This is a genomic window from Nonomuraea africana, assembly GCF_014873535.1.
GTDB classification, from domain to species: Bacteria; Actinomycetota; Actinomycetes; order Streptosporangiales; family Streptosporangiaceae; genus Nonomuraea; species Nonomuraea africana.
The window spans coordinates 705,571-725,703 of the sequence record NZ_JADBEF010000001.1; the positions used below are offsets into that span (position 1 = coordinate 705,571).

The 20,133-nt window shown below is 70.4% G+C and carries 26 protein-coding genes; 13 read left to right on the plus strand and 13 right to left on the minus strand.

Annotated features, from left to right (window positions below):
* Positions 1-299 precede the first annotated feature (299 nt).
* The 3 genes from H4W81_RS03190 to H4W81_RS03200 all read left to right on the plus strand — a co-directional run bounded on the left by H4W81_RS03190 (position 300) and on the right by H4W81_RS03200 (position 2,761).
* Positions 300-527: a hypothetical protein gene (locus H4W81_RS03190; RefSeq protein WP_192773389.1), complete on the plus strand. Its 228-nt coding sequence runs from the start codon at positions 300-302 to the stop codon at positions 525-527.
* A gap of 687 nt (positions 528-1,214) precedes the next feature.
* The gene (locus H4W81_RS03195) at positions 1,215-1,823 is read left to right on the plus strand and encodes a TetR/AcrR family transcriptional regulator (RefSeq protein ID WP_192773390.1); all 609 of its coding nucleotides are present in this window, start codon (positions 1,215-1,217) and stop codon (positions 1,821-1,823) included.
* Positions 1,824-1,873: 50 nt separating this feature from the next.
* Positions 1,874-2,761 carry an NmrA family NAD(P)-binding protein gene (locus H4W81_RS03200; RefSeq protein ID WP_192773391.1) on the plus strand — a complete coding sequence of 296 codons (888 nt, stop codon included), beginning with the start codon at positions 1,874-1,876 and terminating at the stop codon, positions 2,759-2,761.
* A gap of 410 nt (positions 2,762-3,171) precedes the next feature.
* Here H4W81_RS03200 and H4W81_RS46690 read toward each other — a convergent pair whose 3' ends face one another.
* Together H4W81_RS46690 and H4W81_RS03210 are read right to left on the minus strand one after the other, a co-directional pair.
* Positions 3,172-3,402 carry a cupin domain-containing protein gene (locus tag H4W81_RS46690; RefSeq protein WP_225958435.1) on the minus strand — a complete coding sequence of 77 codons (231 nt, stop codon included), beginning with the start codon at positions 3,400-3,402 and terminating at the stop codon, positions 3,172-3,174.
* 144 nt (positions 3,403-3,546) lie between these two features.
* Positions 3,547-3,921, minus strand: coding sequence for a cupin domain-containing protein (locus tag H4W81_RS03210; protein ID WP_318781494.1), 375 nt, complete (start codon positions 3,919-3,921; stop codon positions 3,547-3,549).
* Positions 3,922-3,995: 74 nt separating this feature from the next.
* Between H4W81_RS03210 and H4W81_RS03215 the strand changes: the two genes are divergently transcribed.
* Positions 3,996-4,445 (plus strand): MarR family winged helix-turn-helix transcriptional regulator, encoded by a 450-nt coding sequence (locus H4W81_RS03215; RefSeq protein ID WP_192773393.1) that lies wholly within the window; start codon positions 3,996-3,998, stop codon positions 4,443-4,445.
* Here the strand turns inward: H4W81_RS03215 and H4W81_RS03220 are convergent.
* From H4W81_RS03220 to H4W81_RS03250, 7 genes are all read right to left on the minus strand, one after another.
* Positions 4,436-5,743, minus strand: coding sequence for a nucleobase:cation symporter-2 family protein (locus tag H4W81_RS03220; RefSeq protein ID WP_192773394.1), 1,308 nt, complete (start codon positions 5,741-5,743; stop codon positions 4,436-4,438). The two genes, H4W81_RS03215 and H4W81_RS03220, sit on opposite strands and share 10 nt — an antisense overlap.
* 117 nt (positions 5,744-5,860) lie before the next feature.
* Complete coding sequence (locus tag H4W81_RS03225; protein ID WP_192773395.1) at positions 5,861-6,220, minus strand: hypothetical protein; 360 nt, start codon at positions 6,218-6,220, stop codon at positions 5,861-5,863.
* A 213-nt stretch (positions 6,221-6,433) separates the two neighbouring features.
* Positions 6,434-6,835: a hypothetical protein gene (locus tag H4W81_RS03230; RefSeq protein WP_192773396.1), complete on the minus strand. Its 402-nt coding sequence runs from the start codon at positions 6,833-6,835 to the stop codon at positions 6,434-6,436.
* A gap of 80 nt (positions 6,836-6,915) precedes the next feature.
* A complete protein-coding gene (locus H4W81_RS03235) occupies positions 6,916-8,289 on the minus strand; it encodes a Dyp-type peroxidase (protein ID WP_192773397.1) in 1,374 nt (457 codons plus the stop codon).
* A 46-nt stretch (positions 8,290-8,335) separates the two neighbouring features.
* Complete coding sequence (locus H4W81_RS03240) at positions 8,336-8,731, minus strand: winged helix-turn-helix transcriptional regulator (protein ID WP_192773398.1); 396 nt, start codon at positions 8,729-8,731, stop codon at positions 8,336-8,338.
* Positions 8,732-8,755: 24 nt separating this feature from the next.
* Entirely contained in the window at positions 8,756-9,835 is a 1,080-nt protein-coding gene (locus H4W81_RS03245) for a phosphoribosyltransferase family protein (protein ID WP_192773399.1), read from the minus strand.
* Positions 9,836-9,876: 41 nt separating this feature from the next.
* Positions 9,877-10,857, minus strand: a complete 981-nt coding sequence (locus H4W81_RS03250) for a serine hydrolase domain-containing protein (protein WP_192773400.1) — start codon at positions 10,855-10,857, stop codon at positions 9,877-9,879.
* A gap of 390 nt (positions 10,858-11,247) precedes the next feature.
* Here H4W81_RS03250 and H4W81_RS03255 point away from each other — a divergent pair, with 390 nt between their 5' ends.
* Positions 11,248-11,628 (plus strand): hypothetical protein, encoded by a 381-nt coding sequence (locus H4W81_RS03255; protein WP_192773401.1) that lies wholly within the window; start codon positions 11,248-11,250, stop codon positions 11,626-11,628.
* Here H4W81_RS03255 and H4W81_RS03260 read toward each other — a convergent pair.
* Complete coding sequence (locus tag H4W81_RS03260) at positions 11,604-12,098, minus strand: 2-thiouracil desulfurase family protein (protein ID WP_192773402.1); 495 nt, start codon at positions 12,096-12,098, stop codon at positions 11,604-11,606. The genes H4W81_RS03255 and H4W81_RS03260 overlap by 25 nt on opposite strands.
* 143 nt (positions 12,099-12,241) lie before the next feature.
* Between H4W81_RS03260 and H4W81_RS03265 the strand changes: the two genes are divergently transcribed.
* The 8 genes from H4W81_RS03265 to H4W81_RS03300 all read left to right on the plus strand — a co-directional run bounded on the left by H4W81_RS03265 (position 12,242) and on the right by H4W81_RS03300 (position 18,137).
* Positions 12,242-12,604 (plus strand): hypothetical protein, encoded by a 363-nt coding sequence (locus tag H4W81_RS03265; protein WP_192773403.1) that lies wholly within the window; start codon positions 12,242-12,244, stop codon positions 12,602-12,604.
* Entirely contained in the window at positions 12,601-12,984 is a 384-nt protein-coding gene (locus H4W81_RS03270) for a hypothetical protein (protein ID WP_192773404.1), read from the plus strand. The genes H4W81_RS03265 and H4W81_RS03270 overlap by 4 nt, the downstream gene beginning before the upstream one ends.
* 31 nt (positions 12,985-13,015) lie before the next feature.
* Positions 13,016-13,639, plus strand: coding sequence for an SRPBCC family protein (locus H4W81_RS03275; protein WP_192773405.1), 624 nt, complete (start codon positions 13,016-13,018; stop codon positions 13,637-13,639).
* A gap of 187 nt (positions 13,640-13,826) precedes the next feature.
* Positions 13,827-15,086, plus strand: coding sequence for a CynX/NimT family MFS transporter (locus tag H4W81_RS03280; RefSeq protein WP_192773406.1), 1,260 nt, complete (start codon positions 13,827-13,829; stop codon positions 15,084-15,086).
* Entirely contained in the window at positions 15,083-15,913 is an 831-nt protein-coding gene (locus H4W81_RS03285; protein WP_192773407.1) for an alanyl-tRNA editing protein, read from the plus strand. Before H4W81_RS03280 ends, H4W81_RS03285 begins: the two co-directional genes overlap by 4 nt.
* A 16-nt stretch (positions 15,914-15,929) precedes the next feature.
* Entirely contained in the window at positions 15,930-17,102 is a 1,173-nt protein-coding gene (locus H4W81_RS03290; protein ID WP_192773408.1) for an amidohydrolase, read from the plus strand.
* 286 nt (positions 17,103-17,388) lie between these two features.
* Positions 17,389-17,604: a helix-turn-helix domain-containing protein gene (locus tag H4W81_RS03295; protein ID WP_192773409.1), complete on the plus strand. Its 216-nt coding sequence runs from the start codon at positions 17,389-17,391 to the stop codon at positions 17,602-17,604.
* A 2-nt stretch (positions 17,605-17,606) separates the two neighbouring features.
* Positions 17,607-18,137 carry a Clp protease N-terminal domain-containing protein gene (locus tag H4W81_RS03300; protein ID WP_192773410.1) on the plus strand — a complete coding sequence of 177 codons (531 nt, stop codon included), beginning with the start codon at positions 17,607-17,609 and terminating at the stop codon, positions 18,135-18,137.
* 14 nt (positions 18,138-18,151) lie between these two features.
* On the opposite strand, the gene H4W81_RS03305 is transcribed toward H4W81_RS03300, so the two are convergent.
* The 3 genes from H4W81_RS03305 to H4W81_RS03315 form a co-directional block, all read right to left on the minus strand.
* Positions 18,152-18,760 carry a hypothetical protein gene (locus tag H4W81_RS03305; RefSeq protein ID WP_192773411.1) on the minus strand — a complete coding sequence of 203 codons (609 nt, stop codon included), beginning with the start codon at positions 18,758-18,760 and terminating at the stop codon, positions 18,152-18,154.
* Positions 18,761-18,913: 153 nt separating this feature from the next.
* Positions 18,914-19,276 carry a cupin domain-containing protein gene (locus H4W81_RS03310; RefSeq protein WP_192773412.1) on the minus strand — a complete coding sequence of 121 codons (363 nt, stop codon included), beginning with the start codon at positions 19,274-19,276 and terminating at the stop codon, positions 18,914-18,916.
* A gap of 87 nt (positions 19,277-19,363) precedes the next feature.
* Positions 19,364-20,128 carry an N-acetylmuramoyl-L-alanine amidase gene (locus H4W81_RS03315; protein ID WP_192773413.1) on the minus strand — a complete coding sequence of 255 codons (765 nt, stop codon included), beginning with the start codon at positions 20,126-20,128 and terminating at the stop codon, positions 19,364-19,366.
* Positions 20,129-20,133: the final 5 nt, after the last annotated feature.

The window sequence follows — 20,133 nt, forward strand, 5'->3', positions numbered from 1 at the left end:
CGTGCACGATGTGCATGCGGCCCATAGGTGCAGACGCGCGCGAGGCGTGCACGTGCACGAACCCGATTGTGGTTACGGACTGTGAGAGACGGCGCGCCACCGTCCACGCGAAACCTGGGCGGCGCGATTAGTGCGGGTGAGTTCGTCGAGCCGGTAGTAGATCCAGCGTCGGCCCATACCGGTCAGGCGCATGAGTTCATCCATCGACACGCCTTCGGGGGGCGCGCCGTCGAGAGCGGCAGTGAGGGCTTTCTCGGCGCATCCAGGCGGTGGGCATGCCATCCGGCCTTGAGCAGGCCTTGTCCCAGGATCAAATCCACGTCGCGCTGTTCGCGCACACGGAAGGACAGACGTACGTCCATCTGGGAGCGCACCGCGCCCTTGCCCATCGCCTTCTGGGACGGGCGCTGGGTGGCGGCAACGAGTTGGACGGCGACGGCGCGGCCACGTCGGGCGATGGAGTCGGCGTGCCGTACCTGGCGCAGTTCTTCGACCTGCGGTGCGGTGTTCGAGTAAGCCTCGACTAGCTCCACAGTTCGGTAGCGCAGCAGGGCCAGCTGTCGGGGTTTGCCTGGGAGGGCTTTCCGACCTCGGCGCGCAGGCTGTAGCCGGCGGTGCTCGCATCTTTGGCGACGCTCTGAGCGGCGTCGAGAGTCGGAGCGTACAGGACCGTCGTGTTGCTGTGGCCCAGCAGGCGGGAGATGTTCTCCAGAGGGACGCCCGAGTCCGAGAGCAGCGAGACGAAACTGAACCGCGCCGGGATTGATGGAGCCACTGGTGTGTCCCGGGTTACGTGAAGGTGGATTTCTAGATTCTTGTGCCACTTGATGAGAGGAGAGTGGCATGGGACGACGGGGCTATCCCCCGAGACAAGCGCAAGCAGGCTACGACCCCCGAACTGGCCGAGGTGGTCATCGAGTCGGCGATCGGCCGCCGCGGTCTCGCGGTGATGGAGTTGCGGCGAAGAGCGGGTCGTGGCGGGTGCGGGCTGACTCCAGGAACTGGGTCAGCCGGTCGTATGGGCGGTTTTCGGCCTGTGGGATGAGTGCGGCGGAAGGCTTGGGTGCTGTCACACGGCTGTGGAAGCGCACTGGACAGGCCGCTGGGCATGGCCTCGTTGGGCGACCCACCCACCTCGGGCCGCAGTGTGATCTCGAACGGACCGCCGCTCCATGCCCACTTGTAATCATGTGATTGATTGATACTGTGTGTCCATGCCAGAAGATCAGCCCCAGGCGACGAGCAAAGCGGCACGTACGAGGGAGCGCATCCTTGATGCGGCCCTCGACGAGTTCTCTGCCAAGGGATACAGCGGCGCTCGCACCGCGGTCATCGCCAAGCGCGCCGGCGTCAACGTGCAGCTGATCTCTTACTACTTCGGTGGCAAGGAAGGCCTGCTGGAGGAGCTGCTGTCGAGCTGGCAGGAGCGGCGCTCGAAGTTGGTGCCGGCCAGCAAGGCCGAGCCGTTCCTGGAGAGCTTCCGCATGGTGTTGAACGCCACCTTGCGTGATCCCCGGCGAGCCCGTCTCGTGGTGTGGCAGGCGCTGGGTGACTATCCCGGCGACACCGAAGCGCTGGCGCGGGAGTGGCGCACAGTGGCCGCCGCCGCCGTCGAGCAGACGCGCGCCCGGCAGGCGGCGGGAGAGATCGGTGATGGTCACCCGCCCGAGTTCGTGACGCTGCTCTCCTTCCTGCTCGCCTTCGCCCCGGTTGCACTTCCGCAGGTGATCGAGGGGATCTACGACGTGGATCCGCTGTCGGAGGAGTACCGGCAACGCGTGAGCGAGGCCCTCTTCGCCTTTCTGGACGTACGGCACGCATGAGGCTCGCCCTCATGCGTGAAATCATTCAATTGATTGATTAGGGAGTATCCATGATCCGTGTCCTCGTCACAGGAGCCACCGGCCGGCAGGGCGGAGCCGTCGTCGCACGCCTGCTCAAGCACGGCCATGAGCCTGTCGCCTACGTCCGCGACCCCGCGACACCGGCGGCGGACGCGCTCTCCGCACAGGGCGTCCGCCTCGTGACCGGCGATCTCGCCGACCGCGAAGCCCTCACCAAGGCGGCTAAGGGCCTGGATGCGATCTTCGGGCTGACGGTCCCTTTCGGCGAGAACGGCACCGCCGAGGAGATCGCCCAGGGCCGCGCCCTCGCCGACGCGGCGAGCGCGGTGGACGCCCACCTGGTGTACTCCTCGGTCAAGGGGGCGGCGAGCGAGGCCGACTTCACGGTCGAGCACGCCTCCGCCAAGCAGGTCGTGCACCGCTACCTCGTCGAGCAGGGCACCACTTTCACCGGCGTTCAGCCGGCCTACTTCATGGAGAACGCCCTCAATGTGGGCCTGACCCGGCTGAACCAGGGCGTCTACGCCTTCCCGCTCTCTCCCGAGCGCAAGCTCGACCAGGTCACTGTGCTTGACATCGCCGGCATGGCCGTCCACGCGATCGAGAACCCCGCCAAGCTGTCCGGCAGAGCGATCGACGTCGTCTCCGACAGCGTGACCACCCTGGAGGCGGCGCGGTTCCTGTCCGAAGCCATCGGCTCGGACTTGCCGTACGAGAACATTCCCATCCCGATGATTCGCCAATGGGCCGGGGATGAGATCGCTGACATGTTCCAGAGCTTTGAGGACAACCGGGTGCACACCGACATCGCCGCGCTGCACGCGGAGTTCCCGGAGGTGGGCTGGCACTCCTACCTGGGCTGGGCGCAGACGGTCGACTGGGACCAGGTGCTCGCTCAGCAGCCCGGCCGGGCCTGAATCCCCTCAATGAGACAGAGGACCTGGCCGCGCACGGCACCGCCGTCGGCAAGGTCGACTCGGTCGCGGTGACACAACGACGCCCTGGCCGTGCCGGCCACGGCCAGCTGAGGTCTCTGGTGAGGCGCCCACGGGGCTACGGCAAGCCTTGCCCTGAGCACCTTCGCCCGGGAAACGATCAGAGAGCTCTGCAGGGCACTGCGCAGGTCCTCCACCTGCTGTGCAGTGTTCGAGTAAGTGGTCATTAGCTCCACCGTTTGGTAACACAGGTCAGGAGTGAGAGTCTTCTTGACTCCATAGATCGTCCAAGAGCGGCCGGTTCGGGTGACAGCACCCCAGCCGGCCGCTCTTGTCTGCTCTCACCTCATGGTCGCGAGCTTCACCTCCCGTTGGGGAGCTGGCTCGCTGCCTTATCGGGCCCACGGTGGGACGAACGGTTCCATCCCCTGCATGATCGCCTGCCCGCCGACCGGCAGCACCGCGACGAGTTCCGCCGGTTCGTCGTGCGGGTTGCCCAGGGCGAAGGGGGTGTGCGGCGGCACGATGAGCGCGTCGCCCGTCACCAGCCGGTGCTCGGCGCCCTCCAGCCTGGCCGTCACGCCGCCGGAGAGCACCACGAACACCTCCTCCCTGTCGACCATGTGGGTACCGTCGGCGGGCGCCAGGCTCGAAGGTGAAGCGCCACGCGCAGGTCTCGCTCGCGCCCCTGCTGGGGGCGGCCAGTCCGGTCGCGGTGACGTGCGGGACGGTGAAGACCGGAGCGTCGCGGCCCTGGATGACGCCCATCAGACGGCCGCGGGGGGAACGACGGTGCTGCCGTCGGCCAGCCGGGCCAGCGCGCCCACGGGCAGCGCCACGACCAGCTCCAGGGGCTCGTCGTGCGGGTTGCCCAGGGCGAAGAGGGTTCCGGCCGGCACGACGATCGCGTCGCCCTGGCCGACGGGGTGCGGGACGCCGTCGAGGTGGGCCACGCCCGCGCCCGAGGTGACGACCAGGACCTCCTCCCTGTCGAAGGAGTGCACGTTCGGCTCGGTGTGCGGGGCGACGTGGGTGCGCCACACGCAGGTCTCCTTCGCGCCCCTGCTGGGTGCGGCCAGGCCGGTGAAGCGGGTGGTTCCGATGGTGAAAACGGGGGCGGTGGCTCCCAGGACGACTGGCACGAGGTGTATCCTCCATACAGATCTACAACCAAGGTTTACAACCATGGTTGTCTATCTCGGAGGGAAAGTCAAACATGGATTTCGGGGTCCTGCTCGGCCTGGCCTACAACCAGTTCGTGACCGAGCTGCACGAGCACCTGGCCGAGCGCGGGTTCACGAACCTGCGCCCGGCGTTCGGCTACGCGTTCAAGGTGCTGGCCGTACGGCCGATGACGACCAGCCAGCTCGCGGTCAGACTGGAGATCACCCCGCAGGGCGCGGCCAAGACGGTCGAGGAGATGGTGGCGGCAGGCTACGTGGAGCGGGTCGCCGATCCCGCCGACGGCCGGGTCAGGCTGCTGCACCTCACCGACAAGGCCCGCGCCCTGATGAGCGCGGGCCATGACTTCCATGTCGCCTTCGAGCGGGGGCTGAGCGCCGAGCTGGGCGAGGACAGGATCGGCGCGCTGCGCGAGGTGCTCACCGCGGTGGTGGCGCGCAGCGACTCGCCCGAGGGCCTCGCCCGCACGCTGCGTCAGGTCTGATCGACGCGCTTCCTGCCGCCGACGTGGTTGAAGAGCAGATTGAGCAGGATGACCGCGACGCAGCCCGCGCTGATGCCGCTGTGCATGATGATCTGGAACCAGTGCGGGAACTTGTCGTAGACGCCCTCGGCGCCGAGCGGGATCAGCGCGATGCCGATCGACAGCGCCACCACGAGCAGGTTGGCGTTGCCGGTGAAGCTCACCCTCGACAGGGTGCGGATGCCGGTCGCGGCGACCGTGCCGAACATCGCGATGCCGGCGCCGCCGAGCACCGCGGCGGGCACCGCGGCCACGATCGCGCCGAGCACCGGCACCAGGCCCAGCAGCACCAGGATGCCGCCCGACACCGCGACCACCCATCGGCTCTTGACCCCGGTGAGCCCGACCAGGCCGACGTTCTGCGCGAAGGCGGTGTAGGGGAAGGTGTTGAAGACGCCGCCGAGCGCCGTGGACAGGCCGTCGGCGCGCAGGCCGTCGGCCAGGCGGCCGGGCGGCAGCTCCGACTCGGTGATCTCGGCGACCGCGATGAAGTCGCCGGTCGTCTCGGTCATCGACACCAGCATCACGATGATCATAGAGACGACCGCGGCCACCTCGAACGTCGGCAGGCCGAAGTGGAACGGCGTGCTGACACCGATCAGGTCGGCCTCGCCCACGTGGGAGAAGTCGGTGAAGCCGAACGGGATCGCCACCAGCGTGCCGATCACGATGCCCAGCAGCACCGCCACCCGGGCCAGCGCCGGAGGGGCGAACCTGTGGAGGGCGATGACGAAGGCCAGGACGGCGCCCGCCAGCGCGATGTTACGCGGCTCGCCGTACGTGGGGGAGCCGACGCCGCCGGCGGCCCACTTGGCCGCCACGGGCAGCAGCGTGATGCCGATGATGGTGATCACGGTGCCGGTGACCAGGGGCGGGAAGAAGCGCAGGAGCTTGCTGAAGAACGGCGCGACCGCCACGACGAGCAGTCCTGAGACGATCACCGCGCCGTAGATGGCGGGCAGCCCGCCGCCCGTGGTGCCGATGAGCACCATCGGGGTGACGGCGGCGAACGTGCAGCCCTGCATGATCGGCAGACGGACGCCGAAGCGCCACACGCCGACGCACTGGATGAGCGTGGCGATGCCGGAGATGAGCAGGTCGGCGTTGATGAGATAGGCCAGGTCGGCGGGCGGCAGCTTCATCGCGCCGCCGACGATGAGGGGCACCGCGACCGCGCCCGCGTACATCGCGAGCACGTGCTGCAGGCCGAGCGCGGCCGTCTGGGGGAGTGGCAACCGCTGGTCCACCGGGTGGGTCATGTGGCTCTCCGGAGGTCGGGGGGATGCGGTCAGTACATCAACCGCGTGTTTCCCGCGCGTGTCCCCGCCTCACGAAACTCCCGCCTCAGAACGGCGGAGATTTTGGAGGATTCTCCACTAGAACGCGCCCTTGTTCAGGCCGATCACCCCGAAGATCAGCGCCGCCAGCAGGAGGGCGGCCAGCACGACCGAGACCACCACCCAGCGCCAGCGCGCCTTCGGCGGCGGCGCGTAGACCACGGGCGGAAGATCGTCAGGCGTGTACGGCAGGCGTACGGTCCCCGCTCCGAGCTCCTCGGGCGCGGCGGGCGGTCCCTGCTGCGCGGGCTGTCCATGCTGCCTCGGCGGTGGCGGCGGGGCCATGGGTGGCGGTGGCGCCGTGGGTGGCGGCGGCTGCACGGGCAGCGGCTGGCTCACCTGGCCGGGCTGCGGCCTGCGGATCCTGACTGTCGGATTGGGGTCGCCCTCGGACCTCATCGATTCCCCCCGCGCCCTGGCCGATTGTCTAGCCCGAATATAGCCAGCTGTCACAATTCGCGGAACTGCTCCGTCTTTGCCGCATCACCCGAAGTCTGGCGCGCCGCGAGCAGGCGGCCCGTCGAGGGGAAGGCGGCGCCGCTACTGCAGAAGCAAGGCGACCCCGAGGTGATGGCCGAGGGGCACGGCCTGAAGGACGATCGGCTGGGGCGACTACCTCGAGGGCCACTGGCCGGGCGGCGGCTGCTGGGAGTAGGGCGGCTGCGGCGGGTAGGGCTGCTGCCAGCCCTGCGCCGGCTGCTGGGCCCCGTTGCGGCGGGCCACCACGCCGGAGATCAGGAGGCCGAGACCGGCCACGTTGATCACCATGAACACCAGGCCGGAGATCATGGCCAGCGTCGCCATCATCCGGTAGCCGCCGGACTGGACCAGTGAGTCCAGGAAGGCCTGGTAGGCGCCCTGCAGGAGGGCGGCCACCAGCAGCACGACGCAGCCGACCAGGCCGAGGGTCGCGCCTCGGCCGTGGCTGCCCCTGGCCCGCGCGGTCAGCACGATGCCGACGACCAGGACGATCACCGTCGGGACGAGATAGAGGAGTGCGATGGCAATGCTCATAAGCCGTGGATGCTACGGCATCGGCACGCGATTGCGCCTTGCACCCCGGGACGGCCACCGGGGCCGTCCCGGGGAGACGGTCAGAGCGCGCGCAGGTAGGCCAGCGACGGCATGAAGAAGTACTCTCCGCCGAGCATCGTGACCGTCTGGGCGACCTGACCCTGTGGGAGCGACACCTCGGGCTTGCCCCACACCTTGGGGAAGGTCACCTTGATGTCGCGGTCGCCCTGCCCGATGACCGGGTCGTGACCGGTCGCCGGGTTGAGGAAGTCGGCGTTGTTCGCCCAGTCGCGCTGGGTGAACTCGAACTGGTTCTCCAGGCTGGAGTTGAAGGCCATGAACAGCAGCCCGACCTCCGCGCTCGGCCTCGTCTCGGGCGGGGCGTCGTCCCACGGCTGGTCGGCGCGCTCGCCGTAGGTCTGGCCCCGCCTGGCCATGAGCACGTGCCTGATGTCCTCGAAACGGGGGTTGGTCTTGCGGATGTGCCCGCTGAACGGGCACTTGGCCCCGTCGTCGGAGTCGAAGGTGAAGTCGTTGGCCACGGGACCGCCACCCGCCTTCGCCTTCGAGGTGACGGGGGTGCCGTCCTTGAACCTGCCGACGAGCATCGCGCCCGCGCGGTCGCGGTCGGCGCCCTCCAGACCGAGGGAGTCGGCCAGGTCCCGCTCGATCTCCTTGAACGCCCTGACGTTCTGCTCCAGCTTGCGGAAGACGAAGTAGCTGCCGAAGTGCCGGTCTCTCGAGGGCGCGAACGGGTCGGCGACCAGGACGTTGGCCAGCGGGAAGGCCGGGTTCCACCGCTTGCGGGGCTCGCGCTCGACCTCGTCGGCCAGGAAGAGCGGCTGGCTGCGGCCGTCGACGTAGCCGAAGTGCTCGATGCCGTCGCCCGCGGGGTTGCGCATGCCCTGGCCGCTCTCCTCGCCCAGCACCCGCGCGCTCTCAGGCAGCCGGCCGAGGATCTCGTCGCGGAGCCTGGCCACCGGGGCGGCCTCGGCGTCGCCGATGAGGAGGACGACGTGGATCTCGCGCTGGTAGGCGGCCTCCCACTCGGTCACCGCCGGATCGTTCACCTCGGCGACCCTGCGCTTCATGCCGTCACGGAAGACCCGGTCGCCGAACAGGCGCAGCTCCTCGACGCTGTGGCCGAGGTCGCGGTAGCCGGCCTTGCTGACGCCGATCCCGACGTACGGCGTGCCCCGCCTGCCGCTCCTGGCGAAGTCGCGCACCTCTTCGAGGTGCCGGCGGGCGGACTTCATGTGCGTGGTGGCGACCTCGCGAAGGAAGCGCCTGCCGTCGGCGCTGTCGTTGAACCTGATGAAGAGCACGCTCAGGTGCTCGCGGACGTGTGCGCGCAGGATGTTCGGCTGGAGGTTGTCGAGCATCTCCTTGGTGTCGCGGTCGAGGGTGGCCGAGTCCCAGGCGAGGGGTTGTGCGTTGTTGAGATCGACAGGCATCGAGTCGAGTCCTTTCCCCGTGGCGAATGGGCCCCCGATATGTGACTCAGGAGAGAGGAGAAAGGTTCGCGTCGTGCCGGCTCTGCGCGTCCAGGATGTCGGGCGCGCGCAGGGCGATCCAGTCGAGCAGGGCGCGAAGGGGCGCCGACCCCTCCTGGCCCAGGGGGGTCAGCCGGTAGGAGACCTTGGGCGGGATGTCGGGCTCGACCATGCGCTCGATCAGCCCGTCGCGGGCCAGCACCCGGAGGTTCTGCGACAGCATCTTCTCGCTGATGCCGCCGATGCGGTCGCGCAGCTGGTAGAAGCGGAGCGGGCCCTCGCGTAGCGCGGCCAGCACGAGGATGCCCCACCGGCTGGTCACGTGGTCGAAGACCTGCCTGCCTGGGCAGTCGTTGTTGAAGGCGTCGGTGCTCGGGTCGGCGGGGGTCGGGCTCACTTTCATGACCCGAGCTTACTCTGCGTTAGCTCAGCGGTTCAGGTGCCTGACGAGCCACGCGCGCGCCAGCTCGGCCACCTTCTCGAGGGCGCCCGGCTCCTCGAACTGGTGCGTCGCCCCCCGCACGGTCTCCAGCTTGTTCGGGCAGCGCAGCCGTTCCTGCGCCGAGCGGTTGAGCGTGCGCACCGGCTCGTCGCGCTCTCCCACGACGAGCAGCGTCGGCGCGGTGACCTCCGCCAGCCGAGGGGCGGCCAGGTCGGGCCGTCCTCCACGGGAGACGACGGCGGAGATGTCGTCGCGCAGTTCGGCGGCCGACCACAGCGCGGCGGCCGCGCCGGTGTCCGCGCCGTAGTAACCGATCCGCGCTCCCGGCACGCGTTCGCGCACCCAGAGGGTGGTCTCGCTCAGCCGCCGCGCGAGCAGCGGGATGTCGTAGCCGTCCTCGTCGGGCCGGGTCAGGTCGAACAGCAGCGTGCCCAGGCGCGCCTCGTGCAGCACGGTGGCGAGGAGCCTGGTGCGCGGGTTGTGCCGGCCGCTGTCGCCGCCCTGCGCGAACACCACCATGCCGCCCGCGCCCTGCGGCGTGGTCAGCTCCACGTCGCGCGCGCGGGGAGCGGCCGCGGCTCTTCCGAGCAGGGTGGTCACGTCCGCCTCCGTCACCTGCCCGAAGTCCTCGTACCACTCGCCGATCGAACGCGGGCTCTCGGGCTCGAGCAGGCAGACGACCTCGTCGGCCTCGGGCACGACGGCCTGCCCCGCCCGTACGGGGGCCGCCACGACGATCCTGGCCGCCCCGCCCGCCCTGGCCGCCGCGCACGCCGCCCCCGCCGTCGAGCCGGTGGCGATGCCGTCGGCGACCACGATGACCGTACGGCCGGTCAGCAGGACCTGCGGGCTGCCGAGCCTGGCTCTGGCCGCCCGCTCGACCGCCTCGGGGACCTGCTCGGGCGCCACACCGGCCACGTCGAGTGGCGCGTCGAGCTCCCTGGCCACCTCGAAGGCGACGGGCACGCCGCCTCTCGGCAGCCCCAGCACGACGGGATCCTCGCTCGCCAGATGGCGGAGCCTGACGGCCAGCCGCCTCCCGGCGTCCGCACGATCGATGAACATGTCCGTCCCGCTGCCCCCGTGCCCGGGTTTGACACCCGTGATCAGGTCTCGGCTCGCGCCCTGAGCAGCTCGTCCAGGACGGCCTGCGGCGCCCGCCAGCTGTCGGGGTCGTCGTAGCGGCCCGCGGTCATGGCGACGACGAGCCCGAACTCCGGATAGAGCACGAGCCGCTGGCCGCCGTTGCCGTAGGCGGCGATCAGCGAGGGCCGTCCCGTGCCCAGCCACCACTGGTAGCCGTAGGCCGAGCCGTCACCCAGCTCCACGCGCGGGCGCAACGCCTGTTCCAGCCAGGAGGAGGGGATGACCCCTGCCCCGCCCTCCAGGACGGCCTGGCCCAGCACGGCCAGGTCGCGGGGGGCCAGCCGGAGCCCGGCGGCGGCCGAGTGCACCCCGTCGTCGCCCGCCAGCCACTCGAAGCGGGTGACGCCCAGAGGTTCGAACAGCCGCCTGCGCGCGAACTCGGGCAGCGGCTCGTCCGCGCCCTTGACGATCAGCCTGGCGAGGATCGCCGACGCGCCGCCGCAGTAGGTCCAGCTCTCGCCGGGTTCGGCGACGATCGGCCGGTCCAGCACGAACCGGTGCCGGTCGGGGGCCAGCTCCATCGCGATCTCGCTGTTCTCCGGCGTGGTGTAGGGCAGGTCCTCCCGCCACTCCAGGCCGAGCGTCATCGTCAGCGCGTGCTCGACCTTCAGCGCCGCCCTGCGCGGATCGGCGGCCAGGTCGGGATACTCGGGGAAGTGCGCGAGCAGCGGTTCCTGCGGCTCGGGGACCAGGCCGTCGGCCATGGCGATGCCGTAAAGGAGACCGACCACGCTCTTGGTCACCGATCTCAGGTCGTGCAACGTGTCGGGGCCGAAGGTGACCACGCCGTGGGAGATCTCCCACGAGTGGTCCTCACCCTCGCCGTAGTGCTCGAGGACCAGCCTGCCGTCCTTCGTGATCACCAGACCGTGGAGCTCCTCGGCGGGGCCCTTCAGCCGGTCCGCGAGATCGGCGGCGAAGCCCGCCTCGAGAGGGGTCATAGTCTGCATTCCTCCTGATGTACGGCGTGACACGGTGTGAGAGTCAAGCTCCTTTTGCGGGAACCCGCAACACACTTCTCTCCCGGCCCGGCGTCCGGACATGATCGGCGCATGCCGAACATCGCCGTCAACCGCAGGCGCGCCCTGCTCGCCGGGCTGGCCACCGTAGGGTTGACTGGCCCGCCGCCTCGGGGTCAGCGAGCGCACCGTCACCGCCACGGTGCGGGTCCTGCTCGACAGGTACGGCGCGCGCAGCCGCTTCCAGCTGGCCCTCTCGCTGGCCGGGCGGCCCTGGTGAAGGCACAGGGGCCGCCGCTACGCCCGGCGGTGTAGCCGCGAAGCCCTCGCCGGGCGGATTCCGCCCGGGCCGGCTGTTGCGAGCGTGGACCTGTGAACATCCTCAAAAAGAGCCTCGGAACGCTCGCCATCGTCTACGCCGTCAGCTTCTACCTCGGCGCGCTCCTGCACACCGGCCTCGCCATCGGGCCCGTCACCGAGCCGGTGGTCCTGCCCGCCATCGTCGTCGAGACCGTGTGCGGCACCGCCCTGCTGGTCGGCGCGTACGGCGCGCTCGCCTCCAGGCCGTGGGCGTGGACCGGACTGCGGGTCGGCCACGCCGTCGCCCTGGGCGGCGTGCTGCTCGGCATCGTCGCCATCGCCTTCGGCGGAGGACAGTCCACCCCGCTCAACGACTGGTACCACCGGATCATCGCGACGCTGCTCGTGCTGAGCCTGGGCGGCGCCCTCTACGCCTCGAGGGTGCGCAGGTAGGCCCCGGCGTCGGCGATGTGGTCCTCGGTGAAGACCCTGATGCCGTGCAGTTCCAGCAGGCTCGTCGTCACGCCCTGCCCCGGCAGCCTGCGGCCGCGGAAGGTGCCGTCGTAGATGGACAGCGCGCCGCAGGAGGGGCTGCCCTCCTTGAGGATCGCCATCCTGATGCCGAAAGAGGTGGCGACCGCGAGCGCGGCCTGCGCCCCGGCCATGAAGGCGCCGGTGACGTCCTCGCCCTCGGTGGTCAGCACGCGGGCGGCCCCCGCGAGCACGGCGGCGCCGCCCGCGCCGCCCTCGATCTCGGCGGCGGGGCGCGGCGTCGGCAGTCCGCCCTCGACCTCGGGGCAGAAGGGGACCAGCCTGCCCTGCTCCCGCCACTCGGCGAGCAGGGCGTCATGGCTGGTCTTCGCGCCCCCGTCGTAACGGACTCGGCGCCCCATCAGGCAGGCGCTGACCAGGATGCGTTCCACTCATCAATCGTATGCGCGCTGTCGCGGCATCAGCAGCACGGGAACCAGGCGGCAGAGCAGGTCGCCGGCGACTTCGAGCAGGGGCTCGCCTGGTTGCCGGACGGTATCGAGACCGGCATGGGCGCGCGGTAGCCTGTCCCGCGATGAACACCACCCTGGCCACCTGCGTGATCGTCGCTGCGCTGCTGCTGGCCCTCGTGAGCCTGATCGTCGCGATCCGCAACCGGGCGATGGGCATGGTCCTGCTGGTCGGCTTCGCCGTTCTGGAGGTGGCGCTGCTGGCGCAGGCGGGCCTGGCGATCGCGAGCGTGGCGGGCGGCGAAGGGCCGCAGGAGAAGGCCACGCTCTTCGGCTACCTCGCGGGCACCGTGCTGATCCCGCCCGCGGGCGTCTTCCTGGCGCTGGCCGAGCGGAGCCGGTGGGGGTCGGCGATCCTGGTCGTGGCCGGGTTCGCGGTCGCGGTGATGACGGGGCGGCTGCTGCAGATCTGGCAGGGCGTGGCGTGACCGGCGGCACCGGCATCGGCACCGGGCCAGGGCGCGCCCTGCTCGCCCTCTACGGCCTGTTCGCACTGGCCGCGGGCTCGCGGGCGGCGGTGCAGATCCTCACGAAGTTCGGCGAGGCGCCGCTGGCGTACTCCCTGTCCGCCTTCGCCGCCGCCGTCTACGTCGTGCTGACCGTGGCGCTGGCCCGCGGCGCGCGCCGCCTGGCGCTGTGGGCGCTCGGCATCGAGCTGGCGGGGGTGCTGGTCATCGGCACCGCCAGTCTGCTCGCGCCCTCGGCTTTCCCGCACGACACAGTGTGGTCCGCTTACGGCAAGGGTTACCTGTTCATCCCCCTGGTCCTGCCGCTCGTCGGCCTCTACTGGCTGTGGCGCAGGCGTTAGCCGTCCGCGTGAGAGGGCAGCACACCTCTCCATGAGCACCATCGAGCATTCAGTTGACGTCAGGGTTCCGGTCCGCGTCGCATATGACCAGTGGACCCAGTTCGAGAGCTTCCCGCAGTTCATGGAGGGAGTGGAGTCGGTCAAACAGCTGAGCGACACCCGCACCCAGTGGCTGGTGGACATCGCGGGGGTCACGCGCGAGTTCGAGGCCGAGATCACCGAACAGCATCCGGACGAGCGCATCGCCTGGCGTTCGGTGGACAAGCCGCACCAGGCCGGGGTGGTGACCTTCCACCGGCTAGACGACAACACGACCAGGGTGATGCTCCAGATGGAGTACGACCCCCAGGGGTTCGTCGAGACCGTCGGCGACTGGCTCCAGATCGTCCGCGCCCGGGTGCGCGGTGACCTCGAGCGCTTCAAGGACTTCATCGAGTCGCGCGGCACCGAGACCGGCGCGTGGCGGGGCGACGTGCCCGGCAAGCACCAGCAGGGGTCGAGCACGGGCGGCTTCGACCAGCCGATGCCGCCCGGCACGGTCGGCAACGACTACCCGCCGGAGACCCCGCTCCCGCCGCCCGGCCCCGGTCCCGTTCCCCCGGCCGGACGCCGTCCCGGCGAGGAGCCGCCGCCCGCTCCCGGGCCCATCCTGTAACGGCCCGCGGAGCGCCCGCCCGGCGAGTTGCCGCGGCACCCTCCTGCGCGGCTACTCGCCCAGCCCCCGTCCCGCCAGGGACGGGGGCTTCTCCATGTCCTCAGGAATAAACAGGTGTTTCACTCCTGTTACGCTGGTGACTCATCAAGTCATCCCATGATTCCACGACTGGAGGAAGCGGTCCCGCATGAGCGTGCTCACCCAAGAGACCAGAGGCGGCAGAACCGGCTCGTTGGCCTGGCTCCTCGTGCTGGGAATCGTCCTCGCGGCGCTCAATCTGCGGACCGCGGTCACCAGCGTCGGCCCACTGCTCGACCAGCTGTCGGCCGGCCTCGGAATGTCGAGCGTGGGCACGGGGATCCTCACCACCCTACCCGTGCTCGCGTTCGCGACGGTCGGCGCGATCACCCCCAGCCTGGCCCGCCGTCTGGGTGAGCACCGCCTGCTGCTGCTGGCGCTGGTCACGCTCGGCGCGGGCCTGTTGATCAGGGCGTCGGTCGACTCGGCCCCGGTGTTCCTGCTGAGCAGCGCGGTCGCGCTGTCCGGCGGCGCCGTCGGCAACGTGCTCATCCCGAGCCTGATCAAGCGGCACTTCCCCGCCAGGGCCGGGGTCATGACCACCGTCTACACCACGGCGCTCGCCGTGGGCACCATGCTCGCCGCCTCCGCCACCGTCCCCATCGAGCGCGCCGCCGACGGCAACTGGCACGTCGCGCTCGGGGTGTGGGCGGCGCTGGCGGTCGTCGCCGCCATTCCGTGGCTTGCGCTCCTGCGCAGTGAGCCGGAGCGGGACGACAGCAGGGTGGAGGCCACGCCGCGGACCCTGGTGCGCAGCAAGCTGGCCTGGGCGGTGGCCGTCTACTTCGGCACCCAGTCGATGATCGCCTACATCATGTTCGGCTGGCTTGCCAAGATCCTCACCGACGGCGGCTACTCCACGAGCCAGGCGGGCGTGATCCTCGGCGTCTTCACCGCGCTGAGCATCCCCGTCTCTCTGGTGCTGCCCTCGCTGGCCACGCGCTTCCGTGACCAGCGCCCCGTCGTGGCAGGGCTCGTGGCGTTCTACGTGATCGGCTTCCTCGGCCTGTGGTTCGCGCCCTCCTCCACCGCGTGGGTCTGGGTGCTGTTCGTGGGCATCGGCATGGGCTCCTTCCCGCTCGCGCTCACCATGCTGGCGCTGCGCACCCGCACCGCCGCGACCACCGCCGCGCTCTCGGCCTTCGGCCAGAGCGTCGGCTACCTGATCGCGGGCGCCGGGCCGCTGCTGGTCGGCGTGCTGTACGAGGCCACGGGCGGATGGCACGTGCCGTACGTGATGATGCTCGTCGTCGTCGGGATCCAGCTGTTCACCGGCTGGTACGCCGGGGGCGACCGCTACCTCGAGGACGAGGACGGCGGCCTCCCCTCGCAGGGGGACGAGGAGAGGGCTGAGAAGATGGCAGTGTGAGATCCACTGTTGTCACCTTCCCAGAGGGCCAGGTCAGCGGCCGTTCGGAGATCGTCGGGTCCGTGCCGCTGGGGGTACGGCACGGCCTCGTCACGGCCGAGACGCCGTTCCATCCGCTCGACCACACCTGGCCCGACCAGCCCGCCGATCGTGGCACGATCGGCGGGCTTCCCGTCGTCGACTGCGTGACGGGCGCGCGGTCGGCGGAGGGCGAGATCCTTCTCGGCCAGGACATCTCCGCCAGGCGCGGCGACGACGGCTGTGACTGGCTCGTCGTCCATGTGACCGACGCGCCACTGGAGACCGGCACCACGGTCGAGCTGGAGGTCGACGCCGCCTTCAGGGAGTCGCTCTCGGCCGGGCACACCGGCTGCCACCTGGCGGCGCTGGCGCTCAACGCCGCGCTGGCCGGCCGCTGGCGCAAGGAGGTCAGGACCGACGCGCTCGGTCATCCCGACTTCGACCAGAGCGCGATCACGAGTTCACGCATCACCCCGCACGCGAGCGTCGACGAGTACCGGCTCGGCAAGTCGCTGCGCAAGAAGGGCTTCTCGGCCGAGGACCTCGACCTCGACGATGTCGCCCATCGGGCCAACGACCTGCTGAAGACCTGGGTGGCGGCCGACGCGCGGGTGTGGATCGACGTGCCGGGGCCCGAGCTCACCGCCCGCCGCACCTGGCACTGCGCGCTTCCCGAGGGCGAGGTGTCGATCCCGTGCGGCGGCACGCACGTGGCCCGCACGTCACAGCTCGGCTCGGTGAGCGTGGCGCTCACGCTGTCGGAGGACGGCTCCCAGCTCACGATGCACACCACCGTCGCGCATTAGTGGTATACCATTACGCATGACGACTGAGCTGCTGCTGCGCGACGCCAACCTCTGGGGCTCGGGTCCCGCCGACGTGCTGATCAGGTCGGGCCGCATCGCGGAGATCGGGCAAGGTCTCAGCGCCGCCGAGGTCGAGGACCTGGGCGGCAAGCTGGTCATCCCCGGCCTCATCGACGGTCACGCGCACATCGACAAGACCATGTGGGGCGGGCCGTGGGCGGCGCACGCCTCCGCGCCCGGCCTCATGGGCAAGATCCGCGGAGGTCAGGAGCGCCGCCCCGAGCTCGGCATCCCCAGCGCCGACTACATCTCGGCACTGCTGGAGAACATGATCACGCTCGGCACCACGCACGTGCGCACCCACGTGGACGTCGACACGGTCATGGGCCTCGACGCGGTGGACGCCGTCCGTGAGGCGTTCGCCCGCCACGAGGGCCGCGTCACCGGCCAGCTGGTCGCCTTCCCTCAGGCGGGCCTGCTCATCGCGCCCGGCACCGACAAACTGCTGGAGGAGGCGCTCCGGCAGGGCGTCGACCTCATCGGCGGGCTCGACCCGGCGGGCCTCGAGGGCGACGCGGTCAGGCACCTCGACATCGTGTTCGGGCTGGCCGAGAAGTACGGCGTGGGCGTCGACATCCACCTGCACGACCGCGGGTCGCTCGGCGAGTGGCAGTACCGCCTCATCATCGAGCGCGCCAAGGCGCTGGGTCTCCAGGGCAAGGTGACCGTCAGCCACGGGTTCGCGCTCAGCGACGCGGCGCCCGCCGTACGGGCCGAGCTGCTGGAAGGGCTGGCGGAGGCGGGCATCACCATCGCCTCGATCGCCCCTCCTGGCCGCGCGATGCCGCTGAAGGAGCTCGCCGCCGCGGGGGTGGCGATGACGCTGGGCAACGACGGCGTGCGCGACCTCTGGAGCCCGTTCGGCACGGGATGCATGCTCGACCGCGCGCTGCTGCAGGCGCAGCAGACCGGACCCCTCGACGAGGACATCGAGCTCGCGCTGGACGCGGCGACCTACGGCGGCGCCCGCGTCACGGGCCTGGCCGACTACGGGCTGGCGGTGGGGAACGTGGCCGACCTGGTGGTCGTCGACGCCCGCAACGCCGCCGAGGCGGTCTGCGTGCGCCCGGTCCGCTCGCTGGTGCTCAAGGCGGGACGGGTCGTCGCCCGCGAAGGCTCCCTCGTCTGACCCCGGCCGGCGTCCAGAGTCGAAAGGCGGCCCCGCCGCTCAGAGACCTCAGCGCGCGCCCTCGCTCGAAAGAGACGTCAGCCCGCGCTCCCTCAGCGCAGGCACTCCCTCCCACGAGACCTCAGCACGCGCTCTCCCTCGCGGAGGGACCTCGGCCCGCGGCTCTCCCTCCCGGAGGGACCACGGACCGCGGACTTCGTCCTAAAGAGACCTCAGCCCGCGCAGGCTTTTGGTTGTCGTCAGCATGTGTTGACAAGCGCCCGCTTGTCAGCGCATGCTGACAGGCATGAGAGTCACCGAGCTGGCCGAGGCGGCGGGCGACCAGGATCCGGGCGTGGGGCTGGCCGCGGTGGCGGCGCTTCGCGGCCTGCTGGAGGAGCTCGAGGCCGTTCACGTCACCAACGCGCGGGCGCAGGGCTGGTCGTGGGAGCAGATCGCCGACGCCCTGGGCGTCAGGCGGCAGTCCGCGCACCGCAAGCACGCCCGCAGGATCGGGAGATAGCGATGTTCGACAGGTTCACCGACCCCGCTCGCCGTGCCGTGGTGCGCGCGGGCATCCTGACGATGAACGCGGGGCGCAGCGCGCTCGACACCGACCTGCTGCTACTCGGGCTGGCCGAGGAGCACCCGATGCCGCACCTGCCGGAGCCCGCCGCGCTGCGCCCGCACATCGACACCGGCCGCACCCGCGAGCTGCTCGCCGCGATCGGCATCGACGTCGAGGAGGTACGGCGGCGCACCCGCCACGGCCTCGACGACCCGAGCCGGTGGCGACTGGGGCGCTCGCGGGTCAACTGGCTGCGTGTCACGCTGTCGGGTCCGATGGGCGTGCTCCCGCTGCGGATGCACGCCAGGAAGGCGATCGAGGTCGCCCTGTGGAAGCCCGGCCCCGTGACGGGCGAGCGGCTGCTGTGGGGCCTGCTCGCCGACGCCGCCAACGGTAGCGCGCGCATCCTGCGCGACGGCGGGGCCGATGTGCGCGCGCTCGTGCGGGTGGCCGGCATCCCCGTCCACCGCGCCCGCCGTACGGCCTAGGGCCACGGCCACCGTCAGCGCGCGGAGGCCAGCCAGGGGTCGCGCAGGTCGTAGTAGACCAGGTCGCCCTCGTAGAGCGACATCTCCTCGTCGAAGAGCGCCTTGAGCTCGGAAGGCGGCTGCTTGCGCTCGCCCTCCCTGGCCTCCTCCTCGGAGGTGAAATAGATCGCCTGCGTGAAGGAGCCCTCACCCCACAGGGCCGCGATGCCGCCGATGACGTCGGGGCGGAAGTCGGTGAACTCCGATTCGTACAGGTCGTTGAGCTCGCGCATCCGCGAGACGTTCCGCACCTTGCCCTCGATCACCTGGACGAACCCGGCGTCGTCCGAGCCGCCGCCCAGGAACGGAATGACCTCGTGGCAGTCATGGAAGATCACGTCGCCGGTGAGGAGCTTCGAGGTCTCCTGCCACCACGCGCCCTGCTCGGGCCGTTCGCTGTTGGCTCGCGCCGCCTCCTCGGACTCGAAGCGGGCCAGGTTGACGAACGTCCCGTCGTCGGTGACGCCCGCGGTGGTGCCGAGCCAGCCTGGAGCGCTGCCCGACAGCTCGGCTACCCACCGGTCCAGCGCGGCGCGCAGCCCGGCCGTGTCACCGGTACGTCCTCGAATGACCTGGATGAACATGATGACGTCCTCCTCCCGTGTCACTCCCGGTCATCCGAGGCTACGGCGGACGTTCCCATACGGTCGAGCTGCGGAGATACACAGGTAGGACAAACAATGGCAAACGCGGGTGGAGCTCCAGGAGGCCCGGCGCAGGGTGCGCCTACCGCGCCGCTACCCGCTCTGCGACTTGGCGTACTCGGCGGCGCCGCCCGCGAAGTCGTAGAGGACGACCTGCTCGTCGCCGACGACCCAGGCGTCGTGGCCCGGCGTGCAGACGAAGACGTCACCGGGGCCCACCTCGGCCTCGGCGCCGTCGTTCATCCTGATGCGCATCCTGCCGGAGACCACGAACCCGTTGTGGTGGACCTCGCACGACTCGGTGCCCGCGATGGGCTTCACCGACTCCGACCAGCGCCATCCTGGCTCGAACGTGGCCACTCCGAAGCTCAGGCCGCTGAGGCTGCACACATCCAGGTGGCCGTTCGGGAAGTCGCGACGTTCGTCCGGCTTGTCGATGCTCTTGACTTCGATCATGACGTTCCCCCTTCCGTCGCCTCCAGTCTCGCACCGGCGTTTGACCTGCTCAAGGGGCTGAGCTGGGCGAACGCCGAGGCTCCGGGGCTACTTCTTGAGGAAGGTCCCGACCCCTTTGGCCAGCGAGGTGGCGATGCGTTCGCGGAAGTCGGGGTCCGACATCTTGGCGGCGTCGCCGCGGTTGTTCATGTTGCCGCACTCGATGAACACCGCAGGGCGGGTCGACAGGTTCAGCCCGCCGAGGTCGGTGCGGGTCTCCAGTCCGTTCCTGCCTCTGTAGGTGGAGTAGGGCAGGCCGGTGCCGTCCCGGTAGGCGTCCCTGATCGCGATGCCCAGCCGCCGGGAGGGCTCGACGATCTCGTCGTTGTGCCCAGGGACGAGGCCGGGAAGGATCACGTGGAAGCCATGCCCGCTCGGGGCGGCGCCGTCGGCGTGGATGGACACGACCGCATCCGCCACCGACTGGTTCGCGATGGCGGCCCGCTCCGTGATGCAGGGCCCGACGCCGGTGTCGTCCGGCCTGGTCAGCACCACCTTGGCGCCCATCTCCTCCAGGATCGGGGCGAGCCTGCGGGCCACGTCCCAGGTGAACGCGTGCTCGGTGTACCCGGCGGCGGTCTGGGTACCTGTGGTGTTGCACGGCTTTCGCTGGGTGATGATGTCGACCTGGCGGTTGATCACCTCGGGGTGCGCGGCGTTGCCGCCGTTGTGGCCGGGATCGAGCGCGACGACCTTCCCCGCCAGCGGCGGGATCGTCGTGGCCGCCTGATGCTGTATGGAAGGGGGCGCGCCGCCGCACGCGGTGGACAGCACCACCAGTGCGGCGAGCGTCACCGCTTTGTCGGCGCGCATGTTTC

What these genes read in the sequence shown, in the direction of transcription:
- H4W81_RS03315 (WP_192773413.1), bottom strand. Translation starts at nt 20,128, where the DNA reads ATGCGCGCCGACAAAGCGGTGACGCTCGCCGCACTGGTGGTGCTGTCC.
- H4W81_RS03280 (WP_192773406.1), top strand. Translation starts at nt 13,827, where the DNA reads ATGAGCGTGCTCACCCAAGAGACCAGAGGCGGCAGAACCGGCTCGTTG.
- H4W81_RS03200 (WP_192773391.1), top strand. Translation starts at nt 1,874, where the DNA reads ATGATCCGTGTCCTCGTCACAGGAGCCACCGGCCGGCAGGGCGGAGCC.
- H4W81_RS03275 (WP_192773405.1), top strand. Translation starts at nt 13,016, where the DNA reads ATGAGCACCATCGAGCATTCAGTTGACGTCAGGGTTCCGGTCCGCGTC.
- H4W81_RS03225 (WP_192773395.1), bottom strand. Translation starts at nt 6,220, where the DNA reads ATGAGGTCCGAGGGCGACCCCAATCCGACAGTCAGGATCCGCAGGCCG.
- H4W81_RS46690 (WP_225958435.1), bottom strand. Translation starts at nt 3,402, where the DNA reads ATGGTCGACAGGGAGGAGGTGTTCGTGGTGCTCTCCGGCGGCGTGACG.
- H4W81_RS03305 (WP_192773411.1), bottom strand. Translation starts at nt 18,760, where the DNA reads ATGTTCATCCAGGTCATTCGAGGACGTACCGGTGACACGGCCGGGCTG.
- H4W81_RS03215 (WP_192773393.1), top strand. Translation starts at nt 3,996, where the DNA reads ATGGATTTCGGGGTCCTGCTCGGCCTGGCCTACAACCAGTTCGTGACC.
- H4W81_RS03240 (WP_192773398.1), bottom strand. Translation starts at nt 8,731, where the DNA reads ATGAAAGTGAGCCCGACCCCCGCCGACCCGAGCACCGACGCCTTCAAC.
- H4W81_RS03195 (WP_192773390.1), top strand. Translation starts at nt 1,215, where the DNA reads ATGCCAGAAGATCAGCCCCAGGCGACGAGCAAAGCGGCACGTACGAGG.
- H4W81_RS03300 (WP_192773410.1), top strand. Translation starts at nt 17,607, where the DNA reads ATGTTCGACAGGTTCACCGACCCCGCTCGCCGTGCCGTGGTGCGCGCG.
- H4W81_RS03230 (WP_192773396.1), bottom strand. Translation starts at nt 6,835, where the DNA reads ATGAGCATTGCCATCGCACTCCTCTATCTCGTCCCGACGGTGATCGTC.
- H4W81_RS03265 (WP_192773403.1), top strand. Translation starts at nt 12,242, where the DNA reads ATGAACACCACCCTGGCCACCTGCGTGATCGTCGCTGCGCTGCTGCTG.
- H4W81_RS03220 (WP_192773394.1), bottom strand. Translation starts at nt 5,743, where the DNA reads ATGACCCACCCGGTGGACCAGCGGTTGCCACTCCCCCAGACGGCCGCG.
- H4W81_RS03250 (WP_192773400.1), bottom strand. Translation starts at nt 10,857, where the DNA reads ATGACCCCTCTCGAGGCGGGCTTCGCCGCCGATCTCGCGGACCGGCTG.
- H4W81_RS03290 (WP_192773408.1), top strand. Translation starts at nt 15,930, where the DNA reads ATGACGACTGAGCTGCTGCTGCGCGACGCCAACCTCTGGGGCTCGGGT.
- H4W81_RS03235 (WP_192773397.1), bottom strand. Translation starts at nt 8,289, where the DNA reads ATGCCTGTCGATCTCAACAACGCACAACCCCTCGCCTGGGACTCGGCC.
- H4W81_RS03295 (WP_192773409.1), top strand. Translation starts at nt 17,389, where the DNA reads ATGAGAGTCACCGAGCTGGCCGAGGCGGCGGGCGACCAGGATCCGGGC.
- H4W81_RS03245 (WP_192773399.1), bottom strand. Translation starts at nt 9,835, where the DNA reads ATGTTCATCGATCGTGCGGACGCCGGGAGGCGGCTGGCCGTCAGGCTC.
- H4W81_RS03310 (WP_192773412.1), bottom strand. Translation starts at nt 19,276, where the DNA reads ATGATCGAAGTCAAGAGCATCGACAAGCCGGACGAACGTCGCGACTTC.